We start from the raw sequence: 25,209 nt of genomic DNA, 5'->3' as shown, positions 1-25,209 counted from the left end.
GGGGATGTGGGGAGACACAAGGCTGTTCGCCCGTAGCGGAGGGAACCCGTGCACTCGGCATGGATGGTCGGTGGCAGCGGGTAAGACATCCCTAGTGGGAGGGGACGACACGCAGGGCGGGGACGCATTCCGTTCGCCATGGGCGTACTGGAGATGGGGGTAACTACCTGGCCTGCGGGAACATCGTCTCGCACCATCGGGTTGAAGCATATGTCGGCGTTCGGGGTCAGGAGGCCATCGAGGGTGTCGGCAGTAGGAATGAGCGGTCCCCGCTTGCGGGACTAAGCTGCGGAAGGACAGGGAGGGGAAGTTCCCCCCACTGCCTGACCGCTCTGAGGAGCGATTAACGATGTTCGAGAGGTTCACCGACCGCGCGCGGCGGGTTGTCGTCCTGGCTCAGGAAGAAGCCCGGATGCTCAACCACAACTACATCGGCACCGAGCACATTCTCCTGGGCCTGATCCACGAGGGTGAGGGTGTCGCCGCCAAGGCCCTTGAGAGCCTCGGGATTTCGCTCGAGGCGGTCCGCCAGCAGGTGGAGGAGATCATCGGCCAGGGGCAGCAGGCGCCCTCCGGCCACATCCCCTTCACTCCCCGTGCCAAGAAGGTGCTCGAGCTGTCGCTCCGCGAGGCGCTGCAGCTGGGTCACAACTACATCGGCACGGAGCACATCCTGCTCGGCCTGATCCGCGAGGGCGAGGGCGTCGCCGCCCAGGTCCTGGTCAAGCTGGGCGCAGATCTCAACCGGGTGCGGCAGCAGGTCATCCAGCTGCTCTCCGGTTACCAGGGCAAGGAGACCGCCACCGCCGGCGGTCCTGCCGAGGGCACCCCCTCCACGTCCCTGGTCCTCGACCAGTTCGGCCGGAACCTCACCCAGGCCGCTCGTGAGTCCAAGCTCGACCCGGTCATCGGGCGCGAGAAGGAGATCGAGCGGGTCATGCAGGTGCTGTCCCGCCGCACCAAGAACAACCCGGTGCTGATCGGTGAGCCCGGCGTCGGCAAGACCGCCGTCGTCGAGGGCCTCGCCCAGGCCATCGTCAAGGGCGAGGTGCCCGAGACCCTCAAGGACAAGCACCTCTACACCCTGGACCTCGGTGCCCTGGTCGCCGGCTCCCGCTACCGCGGTGACTTCGAGGAGCGCCTGAAGAAGGTGCTCAAGGAGATCCGCACCCGCGGCGACATCATCCTGTTCATCGACGAGCTGCACACGCTGGTCGGTGCGGGTGCCGCCGAGGGCGCCATCGACGCGGCCTCCATCCTGAAGCCGATGCTGGCCCGCGGTGAGCTGCAGACCATCGGCGCGACCACGCTGGACGAGTACCGCAAGCACCTGGAGAAGGACGCGGCCCTGGAGCGCCGCTTCCAGCCGATCCAGGTCGCCGAGCCGTCCCTGCCGCACACCATCGAGATCCTCAAGGGTCTGCGCGACCGGTACGAGGCGCACCACCGCGTCTCCATCACCGACGAGGCGCTGGTCCAGGCGGCCACGCTGGCCGACCGGTACATCTCGGACCGCTTCCTCCCGGACAAGGCGATCGACCTGATCGACGAGGCCGGTTCCCGGATGCGCATCCGCCGGATGACCGCGCCGCCGGACCTGCGCGAGTTCGACGAGAAGATCGCCGGCGTCCGCCGGGACAAGGAGTCCGCGATCGACTCGCAGGACTTCGAGAAGGCCGCCTCGCTGCGGGACAAGGAGAAGCAGCTCCTGTCCGCCAAGGCGAAGCGGGAGAAGGAGTGGAAGGCCGGCGACATGGACGTCGTCGCCGAGGTCGACGGTGACCTGATCGCCGAGGTCCTCGCCACGGCCACCGGCATCCCGGTCTTCAAGCTGACCGAGGAGGAGTCCTCGCGTCTGCTGCGCATGGAGGACGAGCTCCACAAGCGGGTCATCGGCCAGATCGACGCCGTCAAGGCGCTGTCCAAGGCGATCCGCCGTACGCGTGCCGGCCTGAAGGACCCGAAGCGTCCCGGTGGCTCGTTCATCTTCGCCGGTCCGTCCGGTGTCGGTAAGACCGAGCTGTCCAAGGCCCTCGCCGAGTTCCTCTTCGGTGACGAGGACGCGCTGATCTCCCTCGACATGTCGGAGTTCAGCGAGAAGCACACGGTCTCGCGCCTCTTCGGTTCGCCCCCCGGCTACGTGGGCTACGAGGAGGGCGGTCAGCTGACGGAGAAGGTGCGTCGCAAGCCGTTCTCGGTCGTCCTCTTCGACGAGGTCGAGAAGGCCCACCCGGACATCTTCAACTCGCTGCTGCAGATCCTGGAGGACGGTCGCCTGACCGACTCCCAGGGCCGGGTCGTGGACTTCAAGAACACGGTCATCATCATGACGACCAACCTCGGCACCCGGGACATCTCCAAGGGCTTCAACCTGGGCTTCGCCGCCGCGGGCGACAAGAAGACCAACTACGAGCGCATGAAGAACAAGGTGTCGGACGAGCTCAAGCAGCACTTCCGTCCCGAGTTCCTCAACCGCGTCGACGACGTGGTCGTCTTCCCGCAGCTCACCCCGGACGACATCCTCAAGATCGTCGACCTGATGATCGACAAGGTGGACGAGCGCCTGAAGGACCGGGACATGGGCATCGAGCTCTCCCAGTCCGCCAAGGAGCTGCTGTCCAAGAGGGGCTACGACCCCGTGCTGGGCGCCCGGCCGCTGCGCCGGACCATCCAGCGCGAGATCGAGGACTCGCTGTCGGAGAAGATCCTCTTCGGCGAGCTGCGTCCCGGTCACATCGTGGTCGTGGACATCGAGGGCGAGGGCGAGACCGCCACCTTCACCTTCCGCGGTGAGGAGAAGTCGGCCCTGCCCGACGTCCCGCCGATCGAGCAGGCGGCCGGTGGAGCCGGCCCGAACCTCAGCAAGGAAGCGTAAGCGTCACGGCAGCCGAGAGGGGCCGGTGCCCGAGCAGGGCACCGGCCCCTCTCGCATGCCCGGACGTCCGGATGTCCGGACGCCCCGTGCCTACGACAGCCGGCCGTCGTAGTCCGGCAGCTTGTAGGTCCTCTCGGCATGGCCGCCCGACAGATCGGTGGCGCTGTTGCCGATGTTGGCGATGATCGTGTAGCCCTTCGACTCGATGTCGACGCGCTGTGCCGTCTTGTACTCGGCCACGTTCCGGAACAGGTCGAAGAAGCCGCGGACGTAGAGCCCGGCGGACTCGTATCCGGCGTGGTCGAGGTTGAAGGCGGTGGGGGCGTGGATGATGCCCGGCCGGGCGGTCACGAAGAACACCGCGACACCGCGCTCCTGGGCGTACTCGGCGACCTCCAGGACCGGCTTGTTGGCCGGTTGCGGGAAGCTGAACCCGAAGTCGGTCTCCAGCGCGGTGTTGTCGATGTCGAGGACGATCGCCTGCTTCTCGCCCGGCCGCGGGGCCGCGATGCGCTGCTTCAGCTGGGGCAGGGCCTGGTCCATGACCGCCCGGCAGTCCCGCTGCCAGGTCTCGTGGTCGACGGCTGCGGCGGCCGTCGTGGCCGCGGCGGCGGTGGTGGCTGCCGGGGTGGTGGTCGAGTCGGCAGCCGTCGTGGTGGTGGTCGCGGGAGTGCCGGAGGTGCTTGCGGCCTGGGCGGGGACGGCCAGGGCCATCAGGGCCGCGGCGGACACGGCGGTCACCGATGCACGGCGCAGCCAGGGGCGTCGGCTTCTCATGGGGTGAGGGGTCCTCTCACGCTCATAACGCTGTCAACATGTCGTGTGCATGTTCGTCTGTGAGGGTGGCGCGAGGGGAACCGTAGGGTTACCGGGCGGTAGGCGGCTAGAGGCGTACGCCACATTTATGGAATGTCCGCTCCGGGCTCCCGGTGACATGCTGCACAGGCGTTTTGTCCGGTACTAGCCGAAATAGTGGCAAGAGGCTATGGGGCAAAGCGGATATTTGGGTTAAATCTCTGATCGATCAGCCTTAAATGGGGCTTTCGCCCCGCCTGTCGGCTGTGTCAAGAGACGTGCATCTCACGACAGAAGTACGAACTTCCGTCGTAGATGACCCCCTTTGTGGCTTTGTGGGTGGTCGGGTTACCAAGGAATGGCCACTGCAGCGCGGACCTGTTCGCCGGGTGGTTTTCCTCTGCTCCCTCCCCCATGAGGTTTCGATGTTCCAGCGCGTCACGTCCCGTTCCTTCCTCGCCTCCCACCTCCGCACCCGTGCTGCCGTGCTGGCCGCCGGTGTCGGGGTCTCGGCTGTCGCGGGAGTCGGGATCGCGGCCGCCGCCAGCAACACGGCCGCCACCGCCACCACCGCCACCACCAGCGCCAGCGCCAGCGCCACCGCCGTGCAGGCCCAGGCGACCGCCCAGGCCAAGGCCGCGCAGACCAAGGCCGTCGAGGCGAAGAAGGCGGCCGAGACGAAGAAGGCGGCCGAGGCGAAGAAGGCGGCCGAGGCGAAGAAGGCCGCCCAGCCCGCCAAGAAGGCGGCGTCCTGGGTCAGCCCGGTGAAGAGCTACACGGTCTCCGCGAGCTACGCCCAGGCCGGCGGCATGTGGCAGTCCGCCCACAGCGGCCAGGACTACGCCGTGCCGAGCGGCACCGAGGTCGTGGCCACGCACGGCGGCACGATCGTGAAGGCGGGCGGCAACGGCGCCGGCGACGGTCCGGCGTACGGCAACGCCGTCGTCGTCAACCACGGCGACGGCACGTACTCCCAGTACGCCCACCTCTCCCAGGTGAACGTGCAGCCCGGCCAGGTCGTCAAGACCGGCCAGAAGATCGCCCTGTCCGGCAACACGGGCAACTCCAGCGGTCCCCACCTGCACTTCGAGATCCGGACCAGCTCGGGCTACGGCTCCGCCATCGACCCGGTGAAGTTCCTGAGTGGCAAGGGCGTCCGGCTCTGAGAACCCCGTGGTGAGAGCCGGCCCCGGGTACCCAGTGTCGTGTACCCGGTGCTGCGCACCCTCCCGGGTGGCCCGGCCCACCCGGCACCCGGGGTCTCAGGACCCTCCGGTGCCCCGGAGGGCCTGAGCGACCGGATCGAAGGACGGCGATCCGGTCCCGGCACCGCGATGAGCGAGCCGGTCCGACCGTCCGCGTATGTCTTCCAAGCCCTCCGTCGGGTTCTCCCGTCCGGAGGGCTTTCGGCACCCGCGTGCCCGCCGCGGCGGTCCCTCACTGGGACAGCATCGGGTAGCTCCCCGTGTCCGTCGGCGCGTGTTCCGGCAGCCACAGCACGGCGAGCGCGCCCTCGGCCGGCGCGTCCTTCGGGGCTCCGGCCGGTCGTACGTTGCGGAAGGTGAGCCGCGCCCCCAGCACCCGGGCCTGCCCGGCCGCGATGGTCAGCCCCAGGCCGTGGCCGCGGCCGGCCCGGTCCGCGCTGCCGGTGCGGAACCGGCTCGGCCCCTCGGCGAGCAGGTCCGCGGGAAAGCCGGGCCCGTGGTCGCGGACCCGGACGACCCGCCCCTCGACGGAGACCTCGATGGGCGGCCTGCCGTGCCGGGCGGCGTTGGCGAGGAGGTTGAAGAGCACCCGCTCCAGCCGCCGCGGGTCGGTGGTGACCTCCGACTCGTGCACCACGTGCACCGTGACGTCCGGGTCCTTCGCCGCGATCCGCCGGGTGACGAACCGGGCCAGCAGGATGTCCTGCAGTTCGGCCCGCTCGGAGGCGCCGTCCAGCCGGGCCACCTCCAGGACGTCCTCGACCAGGGTGCGCATGGCCTTCGCCCGGTCCAGCACCAGTTCGGTCGGCCGGCCCGGCGGCAGCAGTTCGGCGGCGGTCAGCAGACCGGTCACCGGGGTGCGCAGTTCGTGCGCGATGTCGGCGGTGACCCGGCGCTCGGCCTCCAGCCGCTGCCGCAGCGCGTCCGCCATCGCGTCCACCGCGCTGGCCAGGTCGTCGGTCTCGTCCAGGACGACCCCGCCGATGGCCTCGCGCACCCGGACGTCCCTCTCCCCCTTGGCGACCCGGTGGGCGGCGCTCGCCGCGTTGCGCAGCCGACGGGACAGATGGCCGCCGATCAGCACCCCGAGCGCGCTGCCGCCCAGGACGACCGCGATGGAGCCGATCACCAGGGCCCGGTCGAGGTCCCTGAGGATGTTCGAGCTGCGGTCGGTGAAGCCCGAGTGCAGGGACATGACATGCCCGTCCTGCAGCGGTACGGCCGCCCAGATGTCCGGCGTCCCGCCCGGCCGGTCGGCCACGTACGTCGCGCGCCGGCCCGCCTCGACCTTGGCCCGCAGCTCGGCCGGCAGCTCGGGGTCGTCGATCCTGGTGTTGGGGAAGTTCAGCCGCCCGGACAGCTCGTAGTTGCGCTGGGCGATCATGATGCGTTCGTCGGCGAGATCGCGCGCGTTGTCCAGCATCGACACCCGGGCCGCGTTGTGCACCACCAGGCTCAGCGCGAGCGCCACCAGCGCGCCGACCAGGGCGATGGCGGCACTGAGTTTCCATCGCAGACCGGTCCGGATGCCCGCCCGGTCGAGAACCGCTCGCACCGGGCGCCGGAAGTACCCCCGCATGTCCCTGCTCAGGCCTTCAGTTTGTAGCCGAAGCCGCGGACCGTCTCGAGGCGGTCCTGGCCGATCTTCCCGCGCAGCCGCTGCACATGGACGTCGACGACCCGGGTGTCGCCGCCCCAGCCGTACTCCCACACGCGTTCGAGCAGTCGGTCGCGGGAGAGCACGGTGCCCGGCGCCGACGAGAACTCCAGCAGCAGCCGCATCTCGGTCGGTGTCAGGGACACGGGCTCCCCGGCCCGCCGCACCTCCATGCCCACGGTGTCGATCTCCAGCTCGCCGAAGGCCAGGACGCCCCCGTCGTCCGCGGCCGCCGGATCCCGCCGGCCGCCGTTCGCCCGGTCGAAGCGGCGCAGCACCGCACGGATGCGGGCGACCAGGACGGCGCCGTCGAACGGCTTGGTCACGTAGTCGTCGGCGCCCGCCTCCAGGCCCAGGACGACGTCGATGGAGTCCGCGCGCGCCGACAGCATGATCACCGGAACCATCGACTCGTCGCGGATGCTCCGGCACAGGCTGACCCCGTCGAGGCCGGGGACCATGACGTCCAGCAGCGCGATGTCGGGCCGGTCCGCCCGGAACGCCTCCAGGCCGGACAGCCCGTCGGGCATCGCGGTGACCGCGAAACCGTCCCGCTCCAGGGCGAGTTGGGTGGCCTCACGGATGACGTCGTCGTCCTCGACGAACAGCACGTGGGTCTGGTCTGCCATACCGGTGCTCCTCAGCTGTCGGGCACCGGCGTCGGCTCCGTGCCCGCCACCTTGCCGTAGTCGTTGTGGGTGCGGAACTTCTCGGCGAACCGGTCCGAGGTCCAGCGGTAGGTGATGACGTTCTCGCCGGAGGGACTCGACACGGGGTCGCCCCGCTCGTACACCTGCAGGGTCACCACCAGGTCCCCGCGGTCGATCTCCGCGTACACCGGCGGCTCCTCGGTCCTGAACACGTTCCGGTACGCGCCGCCCTGGCCGCGGTACACGTACGAGCCGACGCCCACCGCGTCGCTGCAGGTCAGCACGTTGACGACGACATCGTCCACGGTCCCTCCGGTGAGGTTCCCGTAGCTCACGTCGACGGGGTACTCGTCGGCCACGCACGGCTTCAGCTCCTGTTTGACCGCCGCCGAGACCGTCGGGTCGCCCTTGACCAGCCGCACCGCGTCCACGCGGGCACCGGACGTGACCGGCATGCGCGAGGCCGCGTAGGACGGAGCCGAGGACCGGCCGTCGGCCGCCGACTCCGCGTGCGCGGGCCCCTCGTCCCGTGCGCCGGTGCCGCCCGTACCGCAGGCGGTGGCGACAAGGCCGAGAGCGGCGAGCACGGACGTCACCGTGGTCGCCGCCCGGGCGGTCTTCCGGGCCCGGTCGGGCCCCGCGCCGGTCAGGCCGCGCAACGCTCCCGCTCCTCATGCTCCAGCGCGCGTGCGTTCAGTTCGCGGGCCTCCAGCTCCTCGCGGAGCCGGGCGAGCGCCCGGTGCAGCGTGCTCTTGACCGTTCCCGCCGACATGCCGAGGGCGGCGGCCGTCTCCTCCGTGGACATCTGCTCCCAGTGTCGCAGCACCACCACACTGCGCTGCTTCGGGGCGAGCACCTTCAGCACGTCCATCAGGAGTGCGCGGTCGGCGTGCTGCTCGGTGGCGTCGTCCACGCGGGCGTCCGGGAGCTGCTCGGTCGGCACCTCCTCCAGCTTGCGGGCGCGCCACCACTCGGTCCGCGTGTTGATCATGACGCGGCGCAGGTAGGCGTCGGCCAGCCGCTTGTCGGCGATGCCGTCCCAGCGGCCGTAGGTCCGGGCCAGCGCGGTCTGCAGCAGGTCCTGCGCCTCGACGGGGTCCGGCACCAGACGGCGGGCGCTGCGCAGCAGCGCGTCCTGCCGGGTGCGGACGTACTCCTCGAACCCGAGCACCTCGCCCTGCGTCATGGTGTTCCGCCCTTCCGCTCCCCGCGCCGGCCCGCCCGTGCGGTCCGGTCCCCACCGCTGTGATCCGCGGTCGTCGTGTCCCTGACTGGAGGGCACGGGAACGAAGTTACGGAGGTGTTGTCACGGCACTGTGCGGGGCAGCCTGCGGCCGGCCGTCGGCTGTCCGTCGGTTGTGTAACGGAAGTAGGAACGAGGTAAAGGAGTGGGGCGGTTGGGGGGAGTGTGGGGCGATATGGCCGCGCCGGGGTGCCGGCGGACCCCCGTACGCGGGGAGCGGGCGGCCCGCCGGCGCGTCAGGTCAGCGGCAGCCGGTACAGCCCGCCGGGCAGGGGTTCGACCAGGCCGTCGGCGACGAGGCTGTCCAGCGCACGCGCGCGCTGCACCGGCTCGTGCCACACCCGGTCCAGGACCCCCTGCGGGACAGGGCCGTGCGCCTCCCGCAGCACGGCCAGCAGCCGCCCGCGGACCTGACGGTCCGTGCCCGCGTACGTCTGGCCCCGGCGTGGCGGTCCCTGGTGCGCCGGCTTGCCCGCGAGCCGCCAGGCGCACTGCGCGGCGATCGGACAGTGGTGGCACGCCTCGTTCTTCGCCGTGCACACCAGCGCCCCCAGCTCCATGGAGGCGGCGGCCCACCGCGCGGCGGTCGACTCGTCCTCGGGCAGCAGCGCGCGGGCGAGCCGGCGTTCGGCGGCGGTGGTGGCGTTCGGCGGGTACTGCACACCGGTGACCGCGCGGGCGAACACCCGGCGGACATTGGTGTCCAGCACCGCGTGCCGCTGCCCGTACGCGAACGACGCCACGGCGGCCGCCGTGTACTCGCCGATGCCGGGCAGCGCCAGGAGCTGCGCGTGGTCGGTGGGTACGTCGCCACCGTGCCGTTCCGTTATGGCGGCGGCGGCGCCGTGCAGCCGCAGTGCGCGGCGCGGGTAACCGAGCCGGCCCCAGGCGCGGACGGCCTCACCGGGTGCCTCGGCGGCGAGGTCGGCGGGGCGCGGCCAGCGGGCCAGCCACTGTTCGTAGACGGGCAGGACCCGGTTCACCGGGGTCTGCTGGAGCATGAACTCGCTGACCATCACCCCCCACGCGCCGGCCTCCGGGCGCCGCCACGGAAGATCCCGGGCGTGCTCGTCGAACCAGTCGATGACGGGGGAGTGCAGCGGCTCTCCGGGAGCACGCTGGGGCGCTGTGTCGTCGGCGGAGGTGTCGGCGGTCTCGGTGGTCCGGGTGGGCTCGGTGGTCTCGGCGGTGCCGCTGTGCGGGGGCCTGGTGGGAGCAGTCATGGCACCTCGATCCTGCCACGACCACCCACGGGAACGGGCACTCCGCCACCCCGTCAAGCGGGCGACAGGGTTCTGGCCAGAGGTGCAAGCGCCGCGATCGCGAACGCGTGGGGGGTCGGAGTGCCGCGTCGGAGTGCCGCGTCGACGGTGCCGCTCGCCGCCCGCGAAGCCCGCGGTCACGGATCGTGTCCAGGATGCCGAAACGGTCACACCGTGCGATCATCGCGCACCGCGCCCGGCGAGAGGCGGGCGCAGCGGGCGGTTTCCGGGATGATGATCCTGAAAAGTTGTGGCTCTTGGCGGCGGGTGGGGCCGGTGCCGGCCCGGATCTCTCGTACAGTTTGCGCCGTGGGATCTCTGCGCAATCCGGTCGGGCCGCTTCCCTCCTCCATCTATTGGCGTAGGAGGGCAGTACTGCTGTCCCTGCTGGGGGTGTTGGCGTTGCTCGTCACCTGGATCGTCGTCTCCGGCGACGGGGGCGACGGGGGACACGAGAACGGGGCCAACGGCAAGAATCCCGCGCCGTCCACCATCGCCCCGGGGCCCTCGAGTTCGGGGCCGGCGATCAGTCAGGCGCCGGGCGGACGGGACGAGTCGGGCGGTGAGGGCTCGGGCGGCGCCTCGTCCGGGGCCGGTGCGGAGGACGACGGGGCGAACGGCGACCCCGGTGACTCCGGCGGCGGCTCGGACGGCGGTACCGGTGGTGGCGACGGCGGCAGCGGTACCGGTGGTGGCGATGCCGACGGTTCCGCGGGCGGTGCCTCGGCGGGGGTCGGCGCGGGGGACGCGCTGCCGGCCGGGTCCGGACTGCCCGACTGCACCCCGAGCGCGGTGAAGTTCAGTCTGCGCAGCGTCCGCAACGCCTACGAGCCCGACGCGGAGCCCGCCTTCCGGCTGACCGCGCGGAACATCTCCGGCAGCGACTGCAAGGTCGACCTCGGGCCGGAGAGCGCGGTGCTGACGATCACTCAGGCGGACGGTGACGAGGCGTACTGGGCGTCGGACGACTGTCCGAAGGGCCCGCGGAGCCTCGTCTTCCGGGTGCCCGCCGGCGACAGCATCACGTACGGCGTGAAGTGGGACCGCAAGCCGAGCGCCGCGCAGTGCGCGACGCCGCCGGCGGGGTCGGCGAAGGCCGGTACGTATCTGGTGGAGGCGAAGGCACCGGGGTTCGCGAAGGTGCAGACGTCCTTCGTGCTGGAGAACGCCTGAGGTTCACCCGGACCGGAGCGGCCGGAGCGGGCCGGATCCGGGAGCGGTCCGGACGGGCCGGGCCGACCGCTAGACGTACCGCTCCAGGATCGAACTCTCCGCCAGCCTCGACAGGCCCTCCCGGACGCTGCGGGCGCGGGCCTCGCCGACGCCGTCCACCGTCTGGAGGTCGTCCACGCTGGCGGCGAGCAGCTTCTGCAGGCCGCCGAAGTGCTCCACCAGGCGGTCGATGATCGCTCCGGGCAGCCTCGGCACCTTGGCCAGCAGCCGGAAGCCGCGCGGGGAGACCGCCGAGTCCAGTGTCTCGGGGGACCCGGTGTACCCCAGGGCACGGGCCACCGTCGACAGTTCCAGGAGCTCGGCCTGGGGGAGCGCGTTCAGCTCGTGCAGGGCTTGGTCGACGGTGCGGGCGCGCTTGGCTGTGGGCTCGGGGACGTAGTCCCGCACGACCAGCTCGCGCTCCGGCTCCACTCCCGCGATCAACTCGTCGAGCTGGAGGGAGAGGAGGCGGCCGTCGGTGCCCAGTTCGACCACGTATTCGGTGATCTCGGTGGCGATGCGGCGCACCATCTCCAGCCGCTGCGCGACCGCCGACACGTCCCGCACGGTCACCAGGTCCTCGATCTCCAGCGCCGACAGGGTGCCGGCGACCTCGTCGAGGCGGAGTTTGTAGCGCTCCAGCGTCGCGAGCGCCTGGTTGGCGCGGGACAGGATCGCCGCCGAGTCCTCCAGGACGCGGCGGTGGCCGTCGACGTACAGCGCGATCAGGCGCATCGACTGGGAGACCGAGACGATCGGGAAGCCGACCTGCTTGGAGACGCGGTCGGCGGTGCGGTGCCTGGTACCGGTCTCCTCGGTCGGGATCGTCGGGTCCGGCACCAGCTGGACGCCGGCCCGGAGGATCTTCGACAGATCGGACGACAGGACGATGCCGCCGTCCAGTTTGCACAGCTCACGCAGCCGGGTCGCGGTGAACTCGACGTCCAGGACGAAGCCGCCACTGCACAGCGTCTCCACGGTCTTGTCGGAACCGAGCACGATGAGACCACCGGTGTTGCCCCTCAGGACGCGCTCCAGACCGTCACGGAGGGCGGTACCGGGTGCCACGGCACTCAGTGAGGCGCGCATCTGGCGATCGGAACCGGCGCTCCCGCCGGACTTTCCGGGAGCTGCTGCCCGGTCGTTGGCTGCCACTGCACTCCTCCGGTCGCGATGTACTGGGGCGCCCCTGTTTCGCGCACTCGGTTCGTACGGACGGGCGAGACCAGGGCAAAGTCTACCGGCGGTCCTCCTCGTCCCGTGGGGCCTCTCGGCGACGGGAGCGGGGAAGGACGCGCAGGGCGTCCCCTATGTCCGCGACTTCCAGAACCTTCATTCCTGACGGGATTTTGCCCGGATCGCCCGGCACGAGCGCGTGCGTGAAGCCCAGGCGGTGTGCCTCGGAGAGTCTGCGCTGCACGCCCGTGACCCGCCTCACCTCGCCCGCGAGGCCGACCTCGCCGATCGCGACCAGGTTCTTGGGCAACGGGGTGTCGCTCGCCGCCGACGCCAGGGCGAGCGCGACGGCCAGATCCGCCGCCGGTTCGGAGAGTTTCACCCCGCCGACCGTCGCGGAGTAGATGTCGCGCTTGCCCAAGGCGCTGATGCGGCCGCGCTGTTCGAGGACCGCGAGCATCATCGAGACGCGTGAGGTCTCCAGTCCGGACGTGGTGCGGCGGGGGGAGGGGATCTGCGAGTCGACCGTGAGCGCCTGCACCTCGGCGACCAGGGGGCGGCGGCCCTCCAGCGTCACCGTCAGACAGGTGCCCGGGACCGGCTCCGCACGGCGGGTGAGGAACAGCCCGCTGGGGTCGGCCAGGCCCGTGATGCCCTCGTCGTGCAGTTCGAAGCAGCCGACCTCGTCGGTCGTGCCGTAGCGGTTCTTGACGCCCCGGACCAGGCGCAGGCGCGCGTGCCGGTCGCCCTCGAAGCTCAGGACCACGTCCACCAGGTGCTCCAGCAGCCGCGGGCCCGCGATCGCGCCGTCCTTGGTGACGTGGCCCACCAGGAGGGTGGACATCCCGCGGTCCTTGGAGGCCCGGATCAGCGCGCCGGCCACCTCACGGACCTGGGCCATGCCGCCCGGCGCCCCGTCGATCTCCGGGGAGGCGACCGTCTGCACCGAGTCGAGGATCAGCAGGGACGGCTTCACCGCGTCGAGGTGGCCGAGCACGGCGGACAGGTCCGTCTCGGCGGCGAGGTACAGATGGTCGTCGATGGCGTGGATGCGGTCGGCCCGCAGCCGGACCTGACTCGCCGACTCCTCGCCCGTCACGTAGAGCGTGCGGTGCTCGTCGCTCGCCGACTTGGCCGCGACGTCCAGCAGGAGCGTGGACTTGCCGACGCCCGGCTCGCCCGCGACGAGGACGACGGCGCCCGGGACCAGCCCGCCGCCGAGCACCCGGTCCAGCTCGGGGACACCGGTGGAGCGGGCCGTGGCCTGACGGCCGTCGACCTGGCCGATGGGCAGGGCGGAGGTGGTGACCCGCCCCGGGGTCGTCGTACGGACCGCGGGCACGCCGTACTCCTCGACCGTCCCCCAGGCGTGGCACTCGGGGCAGCGGCCGAGCCATTTGGCCGTCTGCCAGCCGCACTCGGTGCAGCGGTAGGACGGTCGGTCCTTGGTGGTCTTGGTACGGGCAGCCATGGTCGAAACGGTAGCCCCCGCCACTGACAACCGGGGACCGGAGCCCGCCGCACGGAACCCACGCCGGCCGTGAGGCGAAAGGTTCCTGTCCCCGATTGAGGGATCGTTTCACCCGTACGGATTAAAACTGCGCAGGGCTCCGGAAGGGGCCACCCCCGGCCGCCTACGGTCGCCGAATGATGAGCAGTGGCCCGGAGATCCCGACCCGCATGACCGGCGTACACCGGGCGCACCGGGAGGTGCGCGACCGGGGGGCCGCCCGCACGCTGGCGCACCGGCCGTCGGTATGCCACGAACCGTACCTGGACGGCCTGTTCACCTACTGCCTCTCCGTGCTGTGCGACCACGACGCGGCGACCGCCGCCCTGGCCGAGGTCCTCACGCTCGCGGAGCGCCGCGGACGGCAGGTGCCGGACGCGGCCGGGGAGCGCAGGGCCTGGCTGTACGCGCTGGCCCGCTGGGCGTGTCTGCGCAAGCTGGCCGAGGCCCGGCAGGAACGGCAGGTCACCCATGCGGCGGGCCGCGGCGGCCGGAGAGGACCGGACCGGACCGCCACCGCCCCGGCCGTCTCCGAGGAGGTCCAGGAGCAGCGGCGCGGTGAGCTGGCCCTGCTGGCCTGGCCGGAGGCCGCGGGCACCGCACCGGAGCAGCGCGAGGTGCTCGAACTCGCCGTCCGCCACCACCTCGGGGCCCACGAGGTCGCCGCCGTGCTCGGCATGGAACCCGTCGCCGCCCGCGAACTGCTCGCCTCCGCCGCCTGCGAGGTCGAGCGCACCCGCGCGGCGCTCGCCGTCGTCGAGTCCGGTGCCTGCCGGGGCGTGGCGCACCTCGCCGGCGACGACCGGCTCGTGCTCAGCAGTATGCTGCGCCGCGAACTCGTCCGGCACGTCGACGACTGCCCGCGCTGCCGCCGTACCGCCGAGCACGCCGTCCCCGGCCGCTGGCCCGGCACCAGCGTCACCCCCGACGAACTGCCCGTCCTGGCGGTTCCCGACGCCGCCCTGCACGCGGCGATGGCGCGGCAGCGACGCGCGCGTGGTGCCGCGCCCCGCTTCGACCGGCGCGGCTTCCCGATGGATCCCAGGGACCGGATCGCGCGAAGAGAGCGGCTGCGCGCGCGCGCCGTCACGACGACCGTCGTCGCCACCGTCGTCGCGGCCCCCGTGCTCGCGCTGTGGGCCGCCTACCGAGGCACCTCGGTCGGTGAGGCCGGGGACGGCCGCTCCGCCTCCGCGCGGGAGGCCGACACGCCCGTCGACCTCGACGGCGAGGGAGCGGGCGGCTACGAGAACGCCGGCAACGCCAGCACCCGGCCGGACGGCCCTTTCGGCAAGGTGGGCAGGAACGGTAAGAAGGGCAGGGACGGCGAGGACGGCGGGGACGGCGACGCCGACGTGTCCGTGGAGGTCGTCGGCGTCGCCGGGGACGGCCGTACGGGCGCCGACGCGTTGGGCGTCACAGCCGCTCGCAGCGGTGACACCACGCTGATCACGCTGACCGCCAGGGGCTCCGCCCCGGTCCGCTGGTCCGCGTCGACGGGTGTGTCCTGGCTGTACCTGAGCCAGTCGTCGGGGACGCTCCGACCGGGCCAGTCATGGACGATCAGGGTGTACGTCGACCAGTTGCGCGAGCCGTCCGGCCACTGGAGCGCGCGGGTGGCGGTCTCACCCGCCGGCGCGGTGGTGACCATCACCGGCCACGGTCCGGCCCCCGGCCCCTCCGCCCCCGGCGGGTCGCACTCCGGTGGCCCCGGCCATCCCGGAAGCCCGGGGTCCGCGCACCCCGGCTCCCCGAGCGCCCCTCCCCCGAGCTCCGGCGAGCCGGAAGGGCCGCCGCCGCCGTCCCGGGCCCCGGATCCGACGCCCACGTCACCGGCCCCGTCGGAGCCCGGCCCGAGCGGGCCGCCCCCGTCCCCCGAGCCGGAACCCGCCGACCCGGAATTCATCGAGCCGGAGCCTCCCGGCCCGACACCGGGCGACCCGGCCTCGACGGGCCCGGCCTCCACCACCCCGGCGGACTCGGCGTCACCGTCCGCCGCCGGCGGCGACGCGAGCCCGTCCGCGTCCTGACGCGTGCACCGCGTGCGCCGTGTGCTCCGTGCCCCGCAGGCCCGGAGCCCGGCGCCCCGGGAGACGTGACGAGGATCAGGCCGGATCCGCCGGATGCGGTGCCACCAGCGGCAACTGCGAGGCCAGCCGTTCCTCGCACAGCTCGGCCAGCCGGTCGTAGCCGGCCTTGCCCATCAGCTCGGTCAGCTCCGCCCGGTAGGAGACGTACACCGGATCACCCGCGCCGTGCGCCGAGGTCGCCGATGTGCACCACCAGTGCAGGTCGTGGCCGCCCGACCCCCAGCCGCGGCGGTCGTACTCGCCGATGGAGACCTGCAGCACGCGCGTGTCGTCGGGCCGGTCGATCCAGTCGTAGGTCCGCCGGATCGGAAGCTGCCAGCACACGTCCGGCTTGGTCTCCAGCGGCTCGCGGCCCTCCTTCAGGGCGAGGATGTGCAGCGAGCAGCCCATGCCACCGGCGAAGCCCGGCCGGTTCTGGAAGATGCACGAGCCCTGGAACGGCCGGGTCTGCCGGTCGCCGTCCTCGTCCTCGGAGACCCAGCCGTTCCGGGTGCCCTCGGCGTGGTGCTGCCAGATGTCCGGAGTGAGCCGCGCGACGTGCCCCGCGACCCGCTTCTCGTCGTCCTCCTCCGAGAAATGCGCGCCCAGGGTGCAGCATCCGTCGTCCGCGCGGCCCGCTTGGATGCCCTGGCAGCCGCTGCCGAAAACGCAGTTCCAGCGGGAGGTCAGCCAGGTCAGATCGCAGCGGAACAGCTGCTCGTCGTCGGCCGGATCGGGGAACTCCACCCATGCCCGCGCGAAGTCGAGGCCCTTCTCGTCGTTCGGCGGAACATCCGACGGCACCTGGGAAGGACCGGCGGCCTTTTTGGCCTTCTTGGCCTTCATGTCCGTCTTCTCATTCTTCGCCTTTTTCGTCTTTGGCACCCGTCCAGGGTAAGTCGCCCATCTCACGGTCCGGCACCGGCTCGAGTTCCGCAGAGCGGGGTTCACGCCGTCCGGCGGGCAGTAGCGTGCCGTACATGAGACTCGGTGTCCTCGACGTGGGCTCGAACACGGTGCATCTGCTGGTGGTGGACGCGCACCCCGGGGCGTGCCCGCTGCCCGCCCACTCGCACAAGGCGGACCTGCGCCTCGCCCAGCTGCTGGACGCCGACGGGGCGATCAGTGCCGACGGGGCGGACCTGCTGGTCTCGGTCGTCCGGGAAGCACTTCAGGCCGCCGAGGACAAAGGCGTCGAGGAACTGCTGCCGTTCGCGACGTCGGCGGTGCGTGACGCCCGCAACGCCGAGGACGTCCTCGCGCGCGTGCGGGAGGAGACCGGCGTCAAGCTCCAGGTCCTCACCGGCGCGGAGGAGGCCCGGCTCACCTTCCTCGCCGCCCGTCGCTGGTTCGGCTGGTCGGCGGGAAAGCTGCTGGTCATCGACATCGGCGGCGGCTCCCTGGAGGTCGCCTTCGGTCTCGACGAGGAGCCCGACGCCGCGGTGTCGCTGCCGCTGGGCGCCGGCCGTCTCACCCTCGCCCGGCTGCCCGGTGACCCGCCGGTACCGGACGACGTCCGCGCGCTGCGCCGGCACGTCCGCGCGGAGATCGCCCGTACGGTCGGCGAGTTCAGCCGCCTCGGCCCGCCGGACCGCGTGGTGGCCACCTCCAAGACCTTCAGGCAGCTCGCCCGCATCACGGGCGCCGCCCGCTCCGTCGAGGGCCCGTACGTCCCGCGTGAGCTCAAGCGCCAGTCCCTGGAGGGCTGGGTGCCGCGGCTGTCCGGTATGACCACCGCCGAGCGCGCCGGGCTTCCCGGCGTCTCCGAGGGCCGCGCGGGCCAGCTGGTCGCAGGGGCCCTGGTGGCGGAGGCCGCGATGGACCTGTTCGACGTGGAGTGCCTGGAGATCTGCCCCTGGGCCCTGCGCGAGGGCGTCATACTGCGCCGTCTGGACCACATGGGTCCGGTGTAGCGAGTCCGCGCGGCGGAGGGGTGCGGGCCGTCCCGTGTCCGGTTAGGTCGGTCACACGGCGGGCGCCCGGACCGGCGCCCGGACCGGCGGCCGAGGGCGCCGGACAAGCGCCCCGTGCCCTGCGGACATGCCGTTTCGGCGGGGGCGAACGGCTCCGGCCGAAGCACATCGCTCGCGTCCCGCCCGTCGAACACACCCCGTACGCTGTCCCTCGTGGCAGAACCAGCGGTGCGCATCCCGGATGCGAAGGTCGCTCTGTCGACGGCCTCCGTCTATCCGGAGTCGACGGCGACGGCCTTCGAGATCGCCGCACGCCTCGGGTACGACGGCGTCGAGGTCATGGTGTGGACCGACCCGGTCAGCCAGGACATCGAGGCGCTGCGCAGACTCAGCGACTACCACCACATGCCCGTCCTCGCCGTGCACGCCCCCTGCCTGCTCATCACGCAGCGCGTGTGGTCCACCGACCCCTGGACCAAGCTCCAGCGGGCCCGTTCCGCCGCCGAGCGGCTCGGGGCCACCACGGTCGTCGTCCATCCGCCCTTCCGCTGGCAGCGCCACTACGCCCGTGACTTCGTCGAGGGAGTCTGGCGGATGGCGGACGAGACGGATGTGCGGTTCGCCGTGGAGAACATGTACCCCTGGCGCTACCGGGACCGCGAGATGCTCGCCTACGCCCCCGACTGGGACGTCACCAAGGACGACTACCGCCACTTCACGATCGATCTCAGTCACGCCTCGACCGCCCGCACCGACGCCCTGGGGATGCTCGACCGCATGGGCGACCGCCTCGGTCACGTCCACCTCGCCGACGGCCGGGGCTCGGCCAAGGACGAGCACCTCGTGCCCGGCCGCGGCGACCAGCCGTGCGCCGAGGTGCTGGAGCGCCTCGCGGCCGACGGCTTCGACGGCCATGTCGTCATCGAGGTCAACACCCGCCGCGCCATGTCCAGCGCGGAGCGCGAGGCCGACCTGGCGGAGGCGCTCGCGTTCACCCGCCTGCACCTGGCGTCCGGTCCCACCGGATCGACCGGGCCCGCAGGGGCCACCGGGCCCACCGGGTCCTCGGCGCTCTGGACGCCGCGGCGATGACCGACGTCAGCGCGCCCGGCGGCCCGGACGCGTCCCCCGGCGGCAGCGGCAGCGGTAGCGGCACCGGCACCGCTCGGCGCCGCGGCCGTCCTCCGCGTACGGAGTCGGCCGGCACCCGCGACCGCATCCTGGACGCCGCCCGCGAGGAGTTCTCCGAACGCGGGTACGAGAAGACCTCCGTACGGGGGATCGCCAAGTCGGCCGGCGTCGACTCCGCACTGGTCCACCACTACTTCGGCACCAAGGAGCAGGTCTTCGAGGCGGCCGTCGAGGTCGCCTTCGCCCCCGCGCTCAAGGGCCGGGACGCCGTCCTCGACGCTCCCGTCGAGGAGGTCGGCGAGCGGATGACCCGGATGATTCTCGGGCTGTGGGAGAACCCGGTGACCCGGACCCCGCTGCTCGCGATCGTCCGCTCCGCCGTCAACAACGAGGCCGCGGCCGGCGTCTTCCGCCGTCTGGTCGCCGGTCAGCTGCTGCGCCGGATCGCGGGGCAGCTCGACCTGCCGGACGCGGAGCTGCGCGCCGAGCTCGCCGCCGCCCAGCTGGTCGGGATCGCGATGATCCGGTACGTGATCAAGATGGAGCCGCTGGCCTCGGCGGACCCCGAACAGATCATCAGACGGGTGGCGCCGGTGGTGCAGGGGCATCTGACCGGCCCCTGAGGCACCCGCGGCCCACCGCTCCCGCACTGAGACACGTATCTCGCAGTCCGGACGGCCTGTCCCGATCCCTGGATGACCGGCGTACGCTCGACCGGAGTCAGAACTCTCTGGCCCCGGCACCCCGACAAGGTCTGAAGGAGCGAGCGACGATGCCCGAGCTGAGGTCCCGCACAGTCACCCACGGCCGCAACATGGCGGGCGCGCGCGCCCTGATGCGAGCCTCCGGTGTGCCGGGCGCGGACATCGGCCGCAAGCCGATCATCGCCGTCGCCAACAGCTTCACGGAGTTCGTCCCCGGCCACACCCACCTCGCGCCGGTGGGCAGGATCGTCAGCGAGGCGGTCGTCGCGGCCGGCGGCATCCCGCGCGAGTTCAACACGATCGCCGTCGACGACGGCATCGCGATGGGCCACGGCGGCATGCTCTACTCGCTCCCCTCCCGCGACCTGATCGCGGACAGCGTGGAGTACATGGTCGAGGCCCACTGCGCCGACGCCCTGATCTGCATCTCCAACTGCGACAAGATCACCCCGGGCATGCTCAACGCCGCCCTGCGGCTGAACATCCCGACGGTCTTCGTCTCCGGCGGCCCGATGGAGGCCGGCCGGGCCACCCTGGTCGACGGCACGGTCCGCACGCTGGACCTGATCGACGCGATGGTGGACGCCGCCGACGACCGGATCTCCGACGCCGACGTCCTGCGCATCGAGGAGAACGCCTGCCCGACCTGCGGCAGCTGTTCCGGCATGTTCACCGCCAACTCGATGAACTGCCTCACCGAGGCCATGGGCCTCTCCCTCCCCGGCAACGGCTCGGTCCTCGCCACCCACACGGCCCGCAAGGCGCTCTACGAGAACGCCGCCCGCACGGTCATGGACATCACCCGCCGCTACTACGAGCAGGACGACGAGACGGTCCTGCCGCGCGGCATCGCCACCGTCGCCGCGTTCGAGAACGCGATGGCGCTGGACATCGCCATGGGCGGCTCGACCAACACGATCCTGCACCTGCTGGCCGCCGCCCAGGAGGCCGAGGTCCCGTTCGGTCTGACCGAGATCGACGCCCTCTCGCGCCGCGTCCCCTGCCTGGCCAAGGTGGCGCCCAACGTCGCCGGGGACCGCACGTACTACATGGAGGACGTGCACCGCGCGGGCGGCATCCCCGCCCTGCTCGGCGAACTGCACCGCGCGGGCATGCTGAACGAGGACGTGTACTCGGTCCACAGCCCGTCCCTGGCCGACTGGCTGAAGACCTGGGACATCCGCGGCGGCTCCCCGTCCCCGGAGGCGGTGGAGATGTGGCACGCGGCCCCCGGCTGCGTCCGCTCCGCCGAGGCCTTCTCCCAGTCCGAACGCTGGGACGCCCTCGACGAGGACGCCGAGGGCGGCTGCATCCGCTCCGCCGAGCACGCCTACTCCAAGGACGGCGGCCTGGCCGTGCTGCGCGGCAACCTCGCCGTGGACGGCTGTGTGGTCAAGACGGCCGGCGTCGACGAGTCCATCTGGACCTTCGAGGGCCCGGCGGTCGTCTGCGAGTCGCAGGAGGAGGCCGTCGAGAAGATCCTCACCAAGCAGGTCGCGGAGGGCGACGTCGTCGTCATCCGCTACGAGGGCCCCAAGGGCGGCCCCGGCATGCAGGAGATGCTCTACCCGACGTCGTACCTGAAGAGCCGCGGCCTCGGTAAGGCCTGCGCCCTGATCACCGACGGCCGCTTCTCCGGCGGCACGTCCGGCCTCTCCATCGGCCACGCCTCCCCGGAGGCGGCCTCGGGCGGCACCATCGCCCTGGTCGAGGAGGGCGACCGCATCCGCATCGACATCCCCAACCGCTCCATCGAGCTGCTGGTGGACGACGCCGAGCTGGCCCGCCGCGAGCAGGCGCTGAACGGCACGTACGCCCCGAAGAACCGCGACCGCAAGGTCTCCGCCGCCCTGAAGGCGTACGCGGCCATGGCCACGAGCGCCGACAAGGGCGCGGTGCGGGACATCTCGAAGCTCGCCTGACACCGGCCCGACCGCATCACCACGCGCGCGTGGCCCCTCATCCGCGGGGCACGCGCGCGTCGGTGCTCCCTACCAGGTGGCCGGGTCCCGGCCGTCCACGGCGAAGACCGTGCCGTCGGGGGCGGTGGCGTAGACGTGGCCGTCGGCGAGCACCGGCTCGGGCAGCGCGGCGACGACCCGGTCGGAGGCAGCCGCCATCCGGGGCCCCGTCTGCCCGACGAGGCGCCCCACCCGCGCATCCACAGCGAGCAACCGCCCGTCGGGCGCCGTGAGAAAGACATGCCGCGCGTCGGCCACCGGCGCGGAAGTACGGGCCACACCGGTTTCCAGGCTCCACCGCTGTCGCAGCGCCCCCATGTCGACGGCCACGAGCCTGCCGCCGGTCCCCGCCAGGTGGGCGACCCCCTCGTGCACGGTGCCCTGCACCTGCGCCAGCGGGGCGGGCAGCTCCACCCGTCGCACCTCCCGGGTGCCCGGTGTGTAGCGGACGAGGGCCTCCACCTCGCCGTAGACAGCGTCCTCGGAGGTGAGGACGACCGAGTCGTTCATGGTGCCGACCGGTTTCAGCGTTCCCGTCAGCCGCGCGTCCCAGCGCACCTCACCGGTCTGCGGATCGACCGCCGTCACCCGCGTGCCGGAGCCGTCCGCGGAGGTGCTCGTCGCGTACGTGAGCGGATCCCCCGCGAACGAGTCGAAGTACGGCATGTCGTGTCCGGGTATCGGGCTGCTCCATCTCGTGTCGCCCGAGGCGGCGTCCACGCCGGTGACCGTGCCGTCGTCGCCGGTGAGCAGCAGTGTGCTCCCGGCGCTGTCCAGCCCGCGGTACTCGGCGGTGTTCTGACGCCACACCGGCTTCCCCGAGGCGGGGTCGAGCGCCTCCAGGCCGCGGCGCTGGTTGAGCGCGGGCTGCACGAGGCCACCCGACAGGGCCGGTGGCCCGCTCCGGTCCGTCCGCGCGACGGTGTGCCGCCACAGCGTGCCGCCGTCGTCGGGATCGAGGGCGAACACCTGCCCCGGCAGGGCGCAGAACAGCCGGCCGGCTCCGTACGAGCACTGCGGGGTGCTCTGCTCCCCGGACGGCGTCACCTCCCACGCCTGGAACGAGGCCGCCGCGGTCCGCACGCCGGTGGTCCGTTTTTCCGGGACTTCGTCGCCGAGCAGTTGGACGGAGAAGAGCGTGCCGAAGACGGCGAGGGCGAGCGTCCCGCCCCCGAGCAGCACCCGCTTGCTCAGCGGAGGCCGTGCGGAGCGCCGGGCCGCCGCCTGCCCGGCGGGGGGCTCCTCGGCATCCGCCCCGGGCCCGGAGCCGTGCTCTGCTGTTTCGGGTTCGTCGGGTTCCGGTTCCGCCTGATGGCCGGGTGCGGTGCTCGTGGAGGCCGTCGGGTCCGTCCGCTGTGCCGGTATGAAGGCCTCGGCCAGGAACGCCCGGGTGTCGTACGAGGCCGCGACGGACCGCAGCTCCCGCATCAGCTCGTCCGGGGAGGGCCGCTCCTCGGGTTCCTTGGCCAGGCAGCGCAGCACCAGCGGGGTGATTCCCTCCGGCACGCCGGTCAGGTCGGGCTCGTCGTGCACGACCTGGTAGGCGACGACGTACGGGCTGTCGGAGTCGAACGGCCCGCGTCCGGTGGCCGCGTGCACCAGGAGCGAACCGAGCGCGAAGATGTCGGCGGAGGGCCCCACTTCACGAGGGCGCCGGAACTGCTCGGGTGCCATGAAGGGCGGAGTGCCGATCAACTTCCCCGTCTCGGTCCGCAGTTCGCTGTCCTTTGGCCGAGAGATACCGAAATCGATGACCTTCGGCCCGTCCTCGGCGAGCAGTACGTTGCTGGGCTTCAGATCGCGGTGCACCACTCCGACGCGGTGGATGTCCCGCAGCCCCTCCGCGAGTCCGGCCATCAGTCTGCGCAACTGGGGCGAGGGCATCGGGCCGTTCCGCTTCACATGCTCGGCGAGGGTCGGCCCGGGGATGAACAACGTTGCCATCCAGGGCCGTTCGGCCTCCGGGTCGGCGTCGACGACCGGCGCGGTGAAAGCGCCGCTCACCCGCCGGGCCGCCGCCACCTCCTGCCGGAAACGCCCTCTGAACTCGCGGTCCCGCGCGAACTGGGCGTGCACGACCTTCACCGCGAGCTTCAGCCCGGACGTACTCCGGGCCAGATGCACCACGCCCATTCCACCGGAGCCGAGGCGCGACTCGAGACGGTAGTGACCGGCGTACTCGGGAAGTTCCGCTTCCGCGCCCGCTCCGGCGTTCCGCTGTGGCGCCATGGAACCACCCCCGTGCTGTTCGTCCGCGCGCGCGACGCACGGAGCCTAGTCGATGACACGTACGAGTCCGAGGCGGCTCGCTGGTGTCCGTGTTCCATGAATGAACAGGTGTGCGTGGCGTGTTTTGGGGGAAGGAACGGACCCCATGACAGTCATGGGATGCACAACGGGGGAGGCTTTCCATGTCAGTTGACCATGTCGGTGAGGCAGAGGGCACCAGCGGGACGGAGTCCGTCGGCACGGCGGCCCTGCGTTACTACCCGGTCGCACCGGGCGTCCGTCTCAACGTCCGCAGCGGTCCGGGCACCGGGTACACCGTCGTCCGCGTCCTGGCGGAGGGGGCGAAGGTCCCCATCTCCTGCCAGACCCCGGGGACCACGGTCACGGGCCCGTACGGCACGTCGAAGATCTGGGACAGCATCGCCAACGGAGAGTACGTCTCGGACGCCTACGTGAAGACGGGCAGCGACGGCTACGTCGCATCGCGCTGTGCCTGATGTCATCGCCACCCCTCACCCGGGAGTACGCATGACCTTGAAACGACGCAGATCCGTCCTGCTCGCCGCTCTCACCGGAGCCTTCCTCCTGGTGCTCGGCACGGCGGCCGAGTCCGCTGTCCGTTACTACCCGGTCGCACCGGACGTCCGTCTCAACGTCCGCAGCGGTCCGGGCACGCACTACAACCTCGTGCGTGTCCTGCCCGCCGGAGCCAGCGTCGCGATCTACTGCCAGACACCGGGCGAGACAGTGACGGGCACGTACGGCACGTCGAACATCTGGGACAACATCGCCAACGGCGAGTACGTCTCGGACGCCTACGTGAAGACGGGCAGCGACGGCTACGTCGCATCGCGCTGCGGCTGACCCCGCCCGGGTCCCTTTCGTAGCCCGCCCGGAGCCCGCGGTGCCGACGGAGCCATAATCGATGCGTGAGCGCAGAGAACGGCACCCCGGACAGCACCGCGGGCTCCACGGGAGCCCCGGCGGGCCCCCGCCCCGAGCCCATCCGCTTCTTCGGCACCACCTGGGTCGACCACGACAACGGCTACGCGGCCCGCCGCATCGGCGTCGCCGTCGGCTCCCTCGCCGCCGCGGCCGTCTCCTGCCTCGCCCTGCGCTTCGCCTACCAGGGCCTTCAGATCGCCGAGGTCGGCGGCTTCGTCGGGATCCTCGCGGTCGGGATGTTCGCGGTCTGCAGCGCCCTCGCGTTCGGGCACACCTGGGAGGCGTTCAAGCGCCGCCCCGACCCCGACCGGCAGCGGTCCCTCCGCGGTCTGCTCAGCGTCGGCTTCGTCGGCTCCCTCCTCGCCTACTTCTTCCGCTCCCTCACCGAGGCCCCCGGCGAGAAGCTCCACCGCGAGGAGTACCGGACGGCCCGCGAGCAGTACGAGAAGCGGATCTCCCGCCGCTCCGGCAACCCCGGGAAGCGCCGCCGCCCGTAGGGCCCCGCCCCGCAGCACGGGCCCCGCCCCCGCCCTTCCCGGCACCCCCTCGGACGCGTTCGACGACCTCGACATGCCAGATGTCAGGCGCCGACGCGTCCTTTTGGCATGCCCGAGCCCGTGCCGCCCCGCCTTCCGCCCGCCGCCGCTTGACGTGTACCGCCCCCGAGAGGAT

The 25,209-nt window shown here is 71.9% G+C and carries 21 protein-coding genes; 11 read left to right on the top strand and 10 right to left on the bottom strand.

All coding sequences use genetic code 11. The annotated features are described in order from the left end of the window. Positions 1-349: 349 nt before the first annotated feature. Positions 350-2,875 (top strand): ATP-dependent Clp protease ATP-binding subunit, encoded by a 2,526-nt coding sequence (locus PYS65_RS15930; protein ID WP_279334615.1) that lies wholly within the window; start codon positions 350-352, stop codon positions 2,873-2,875. Positions 2,876-2,965: 90 nt separating this feature from the next. On the opposite strand, the gene PYS65_RS15925 is transcribed toward PYS65_RS15930, so the two are convergent. Then, the gene (locus PYS65_RS15925; protein WP_279334614.1) at positions 2,966-3,652 is read right to left on the bottom strand and encodes an HAD family acid phosphatase; all 687 of its coding nucleotides are present in this window, start codon (positions 3,650-3,652) and stop codon (positions 2,966-2,968) included. A gap of 443 nt (positions 3,653-4,095) precedes the next feature. Here PYS65_RS15925 and PYS65_RS15920 point away from each other — a divergent pair, with 443 nt between their 5' ends. Then, positions 4,096-4,836, top strand: a complete 741-nt coding sequence (locus tag PYS65_RS15920) for a M23 family metallopeptidase (RefSeq protein WP_279334613.1) — start codon at positions 4,096-4,098, stop codon at positions 4,834-4,836. A gap of 271 nt (positions 4,837-5,107) precedes the next feature. On the opposite strand, the gene cseC is transcribed toward PYS65_RS15920, so the two are convergent. The 5 genes from cseC to PYS65_RS15895 all read right to left on the bottom strand — a co-directional run bounded on the left by cseC (position 5,108) and on the right by PYS65_RS15895 (position 9,648). Beyond that, positions 5,108-6,454: a two-component system sensor histidine kinase CseC gene (gene cseC / locus PYS65_RS15915; RefSeq protein ID WP_279334612.1), complete on the bottom strand. Its 1,347-nt coding sequence runs from the start codon at positions 6,452-6,454 to the stop codon at positions 5,108-5,110. An 8-nt stretch (positions 6,455-6,462) separates the two neighbouring features. After that, a complete protein-coding gene (gene cseB / locus PYS65_RS15910; protein ID WP_279334611.1) occupies positions 6,463-7,161 on the bottom strand; it encodes a two-component system response regulator CseB in 699 nt (232 codons plus the stop codon). Positions 7,162-7,172: 11 nt separating this feature from the next. Continuing rightward, on the bottom strand, positions 7,173-7,841 hold the full coding sequence (locus tag PYS65_RS15905; protein WP_279334610.1) for a hypothetical protein: 669 nt from the start codon (positions 7,839-7,841) through the stop codon (positions 7,173-7,175). Further along, a complete protein-coding gene (locus PYS65_RS15900; protein ID WP_279334609.1) occupies positions 7,829-8,368 on the bottom strand; it encodes a SigE family RNA polymerase sigma factor in 540 nt (179 codons plus the stop codon). The genes PYS65_RS15905 and PYS65_RS15900 overlap by 13 nt, the downstream gene beginning before the upstream one ends. Positions 8,369-8,661: 293 nt before the next feature. Further along, positions 8,662-9,648 (bottom strand): HhH-GPD family protein, encoded by a 987-nt coding sequence (locus PYS65_RS15895; protein WP_279334608.1) that lies wholly within the window; start codon positions 9,646-9,648, stop codon positions 8,662-8,664. A 348-nt stretch (positions 9,649-9,996) separates the two neighbouring features. Between PYS65_RS15895 and PYS65_RS15890 the strand changes: the two genes are divergently transcribed. After that, positions 9,997-10,860, top strand: a complete 864-nt coding sequence (locus PYS65_RS15890) for a hypothetical protein (RefSeq protein ID WP_279334607.1) — start codon at positions 9,997-9,999, stop codon at positions 10,858-10,860. A gap of 69 nt (positions 10,861-10,929) precedes the next feature. Here the strand turns inward: PYS65_RS15890 and disA are convergent, their stop codons facing one another. Then, the gene (disA, locus tag PYS65_RS15885) at positions 10,930-12,054 is read right to left on the bottom strand and encodes a DNA integrity scanning diadenylate cyclase DisA (protein WP_279334606.1); all 1,125 of its coding nucleotides are present in this window, start codon (positions 12,052-12,054) and stop codon (positions 10,930-10,932) included. 82 nt (positions 12,055-12,136) lie between these two features. Further along, positions 12,137-13,546 carry a DNA repair protein RadA gene (gene radA, locus PYS65_RS15880; RefSeq protein WP_279334605.1) on the bottom strand — a complete coding sequence of 470 codons (1,410 nt, stop codon included), beginning with the start codon at positions 13,544-13,546 and terminating at the stop codon, positions 12,137-12,139. A 176-nt stretch (positions 13,547-13,722) separates the two neighbouring features. Between radA and PYS65_RS15875 the strand changes: the two genes are divergently transcribed. Beyond that, the gene (locus tag PYS65_RS15875) at positions 13,723-15,615 is read left to right on the top strand and encodes a BACON domain-containing protein (RefSeq protein ID WP_279334604.1); all 1,893 of its coding nucleotides are present in this window, start codon (positions 13,723-13,725) and stop codon (positions 15,613-15,615) included. A gap of 75 nt (positions 15,616-15,690) precedes the next feature. Here the strand turns inward: PYS65_RS15875 and PYS65_RS15870 are convergent, their stop codons facing one another. After that, complete coding sequence (locus PYS65_RS15870; protein ID WP_279334603.1) at positions 15,691-16,539, bottom strand: DUF3109 family protein; 849 nt, start codon at positions 16,537-16,539, stop codon at positions 15,691-15,693. A gap of 95 nt (positions 16,540-16,634) precedes the next feature. Between PYS65_RS15870 and PYS65_RS15865 the strand changes: the two genes are divergently transcribed. The 4 genes from PYS65_RS15865 to ilvD all read left to right on the top strand — a co-directional run bounded on the left by PYS65_RS15865 (position 16,635) and on the right by ilvD (position 21,324). After that, positions 16,635-17,567, top strand: coding sequence for a Ppx/GppA family phosphatase (locus PYS65_RS15865; protein WP_279334602.1), 933 nt, complete (start codon positions 16,635-16,637; stop codon positions 17,565-17,567). Positions 17,568-17,780: 213 nt separating this feature from the next. Continuing rightward, positions 17,781-18,659 carry a sugar phosphate isomerase/epimerase family protein gene (locus tag PYS65_RS15860; protein ID WP_279334601.1) on the top strand — a complete coding sequence of 293 codons (879 nt, stop codon included), beginning with the start codon at positions 17,781-17,783 and terminating at the stop codon, positions 18,657-18,659. Then, positions 18,656-19,321: a TetR/AcrR family transcriptional regulator gene (locus PYS65_RS15855; protein WP_279334600.1), complete on the top strand. Its 666-nt coding sequence runs from the start codon at positions 18,656-18,658 to the stop codon at positions 19,319-19,321. Before PYS65_RS15860 ends, PYS65_RS15855 begins: the two co-directional genes overlap by 4 nt. Before the next feature lie 149 nt (positions 19,322-19,470). Further along, positions 19,471-21,324, top strand: coding sequence for a dihydroxy-acid dehydratase (gene ilvD, locus PYS65_RS15850; protein WP_279334599.1), 1,854 nt, complete (start codon positions 19,471-19,473; stop codon positions 21,322-21,324). A gap of 69 nt (positions 21,325-21,393) precedes the next feature. Here the strand turns inward: ilvD and PYS65_RS15845 are convergent, their stop codons facing one another. Next, the gene (locus tag PYS65_RS15845) at positions 21,394-23,592 is read right to left on the bottom strand and encodes a serine/threonine-protein kinase (protein ID WP_279334598.1); all 2,199 of its coding nucleotides are present in this window, start codon (positions 23,590-23,592) and stop codon (positions 21,394-21,396) included. A gap of 182 nt (positions 23,593-23,774) precedes the next feature. On the opposite strand from PYS65_RS15845, the gene PYS65_RS15840 reads away from it, so the two are divergent. The 3 genes from PYS65_RS15840 (at position 23,775) to PYS65_RS15830 (ending at position 25,034) form a co-directional block, all read left to right on the top strand. Further along, positions 23,775-24,089: an SH3 domain-containing protein gene (locus PYS65_RS15840; RefSeq protein ID WP_279334597.1), complete on the top strand. Its 315-nt coding sequence runs from the start codon at positions 23,775-23,777 to the stop codon at positions 24,087-24,089. 31 nt (positions 24,090-24,120) lie between these two features. Next, positions 24,121-24,456 carry an SH3 domain-containing protein gene (locus tag PYS65_RS15835; RefSeq protein WP_279334596.1) on the top strand — a complete coding sequence of 112 codons (336 nt, stop codon included), beginning with the start codon at positions 24,121-24,123 and terminating at the stop codon, positions 24,454-24,456. Positions 24,457-24,521: 65 nt separating this feature from the next. Next, on the top strand, positions 24,522-25,034 hold the full coding sequence (locus tag PYS65_RS15830; protein ID WP_279334595.1) for an EamA/RhaT family transporter: 513 nt from the start codon (positions 24,522-24,524) through the stop codon (positions 25,032-25,034). The last annotated feature ends 175 nt before the right edge of the window (positions 25,035-25,209 follow it).

This window comes from Streptomyces cathayae, assembly GCF_029760955.1.
Lineage (GTDB): Bacteria > Actinomycetota > Actinomycetes > Streptomycetales > Streptomycetaceae > Streptomyces > Streptomyces cathayae.
Note: the sequence above shows the minus strand (reverse complement) of the source record. Positions and strands in the feature narration are given on the sequence as shown.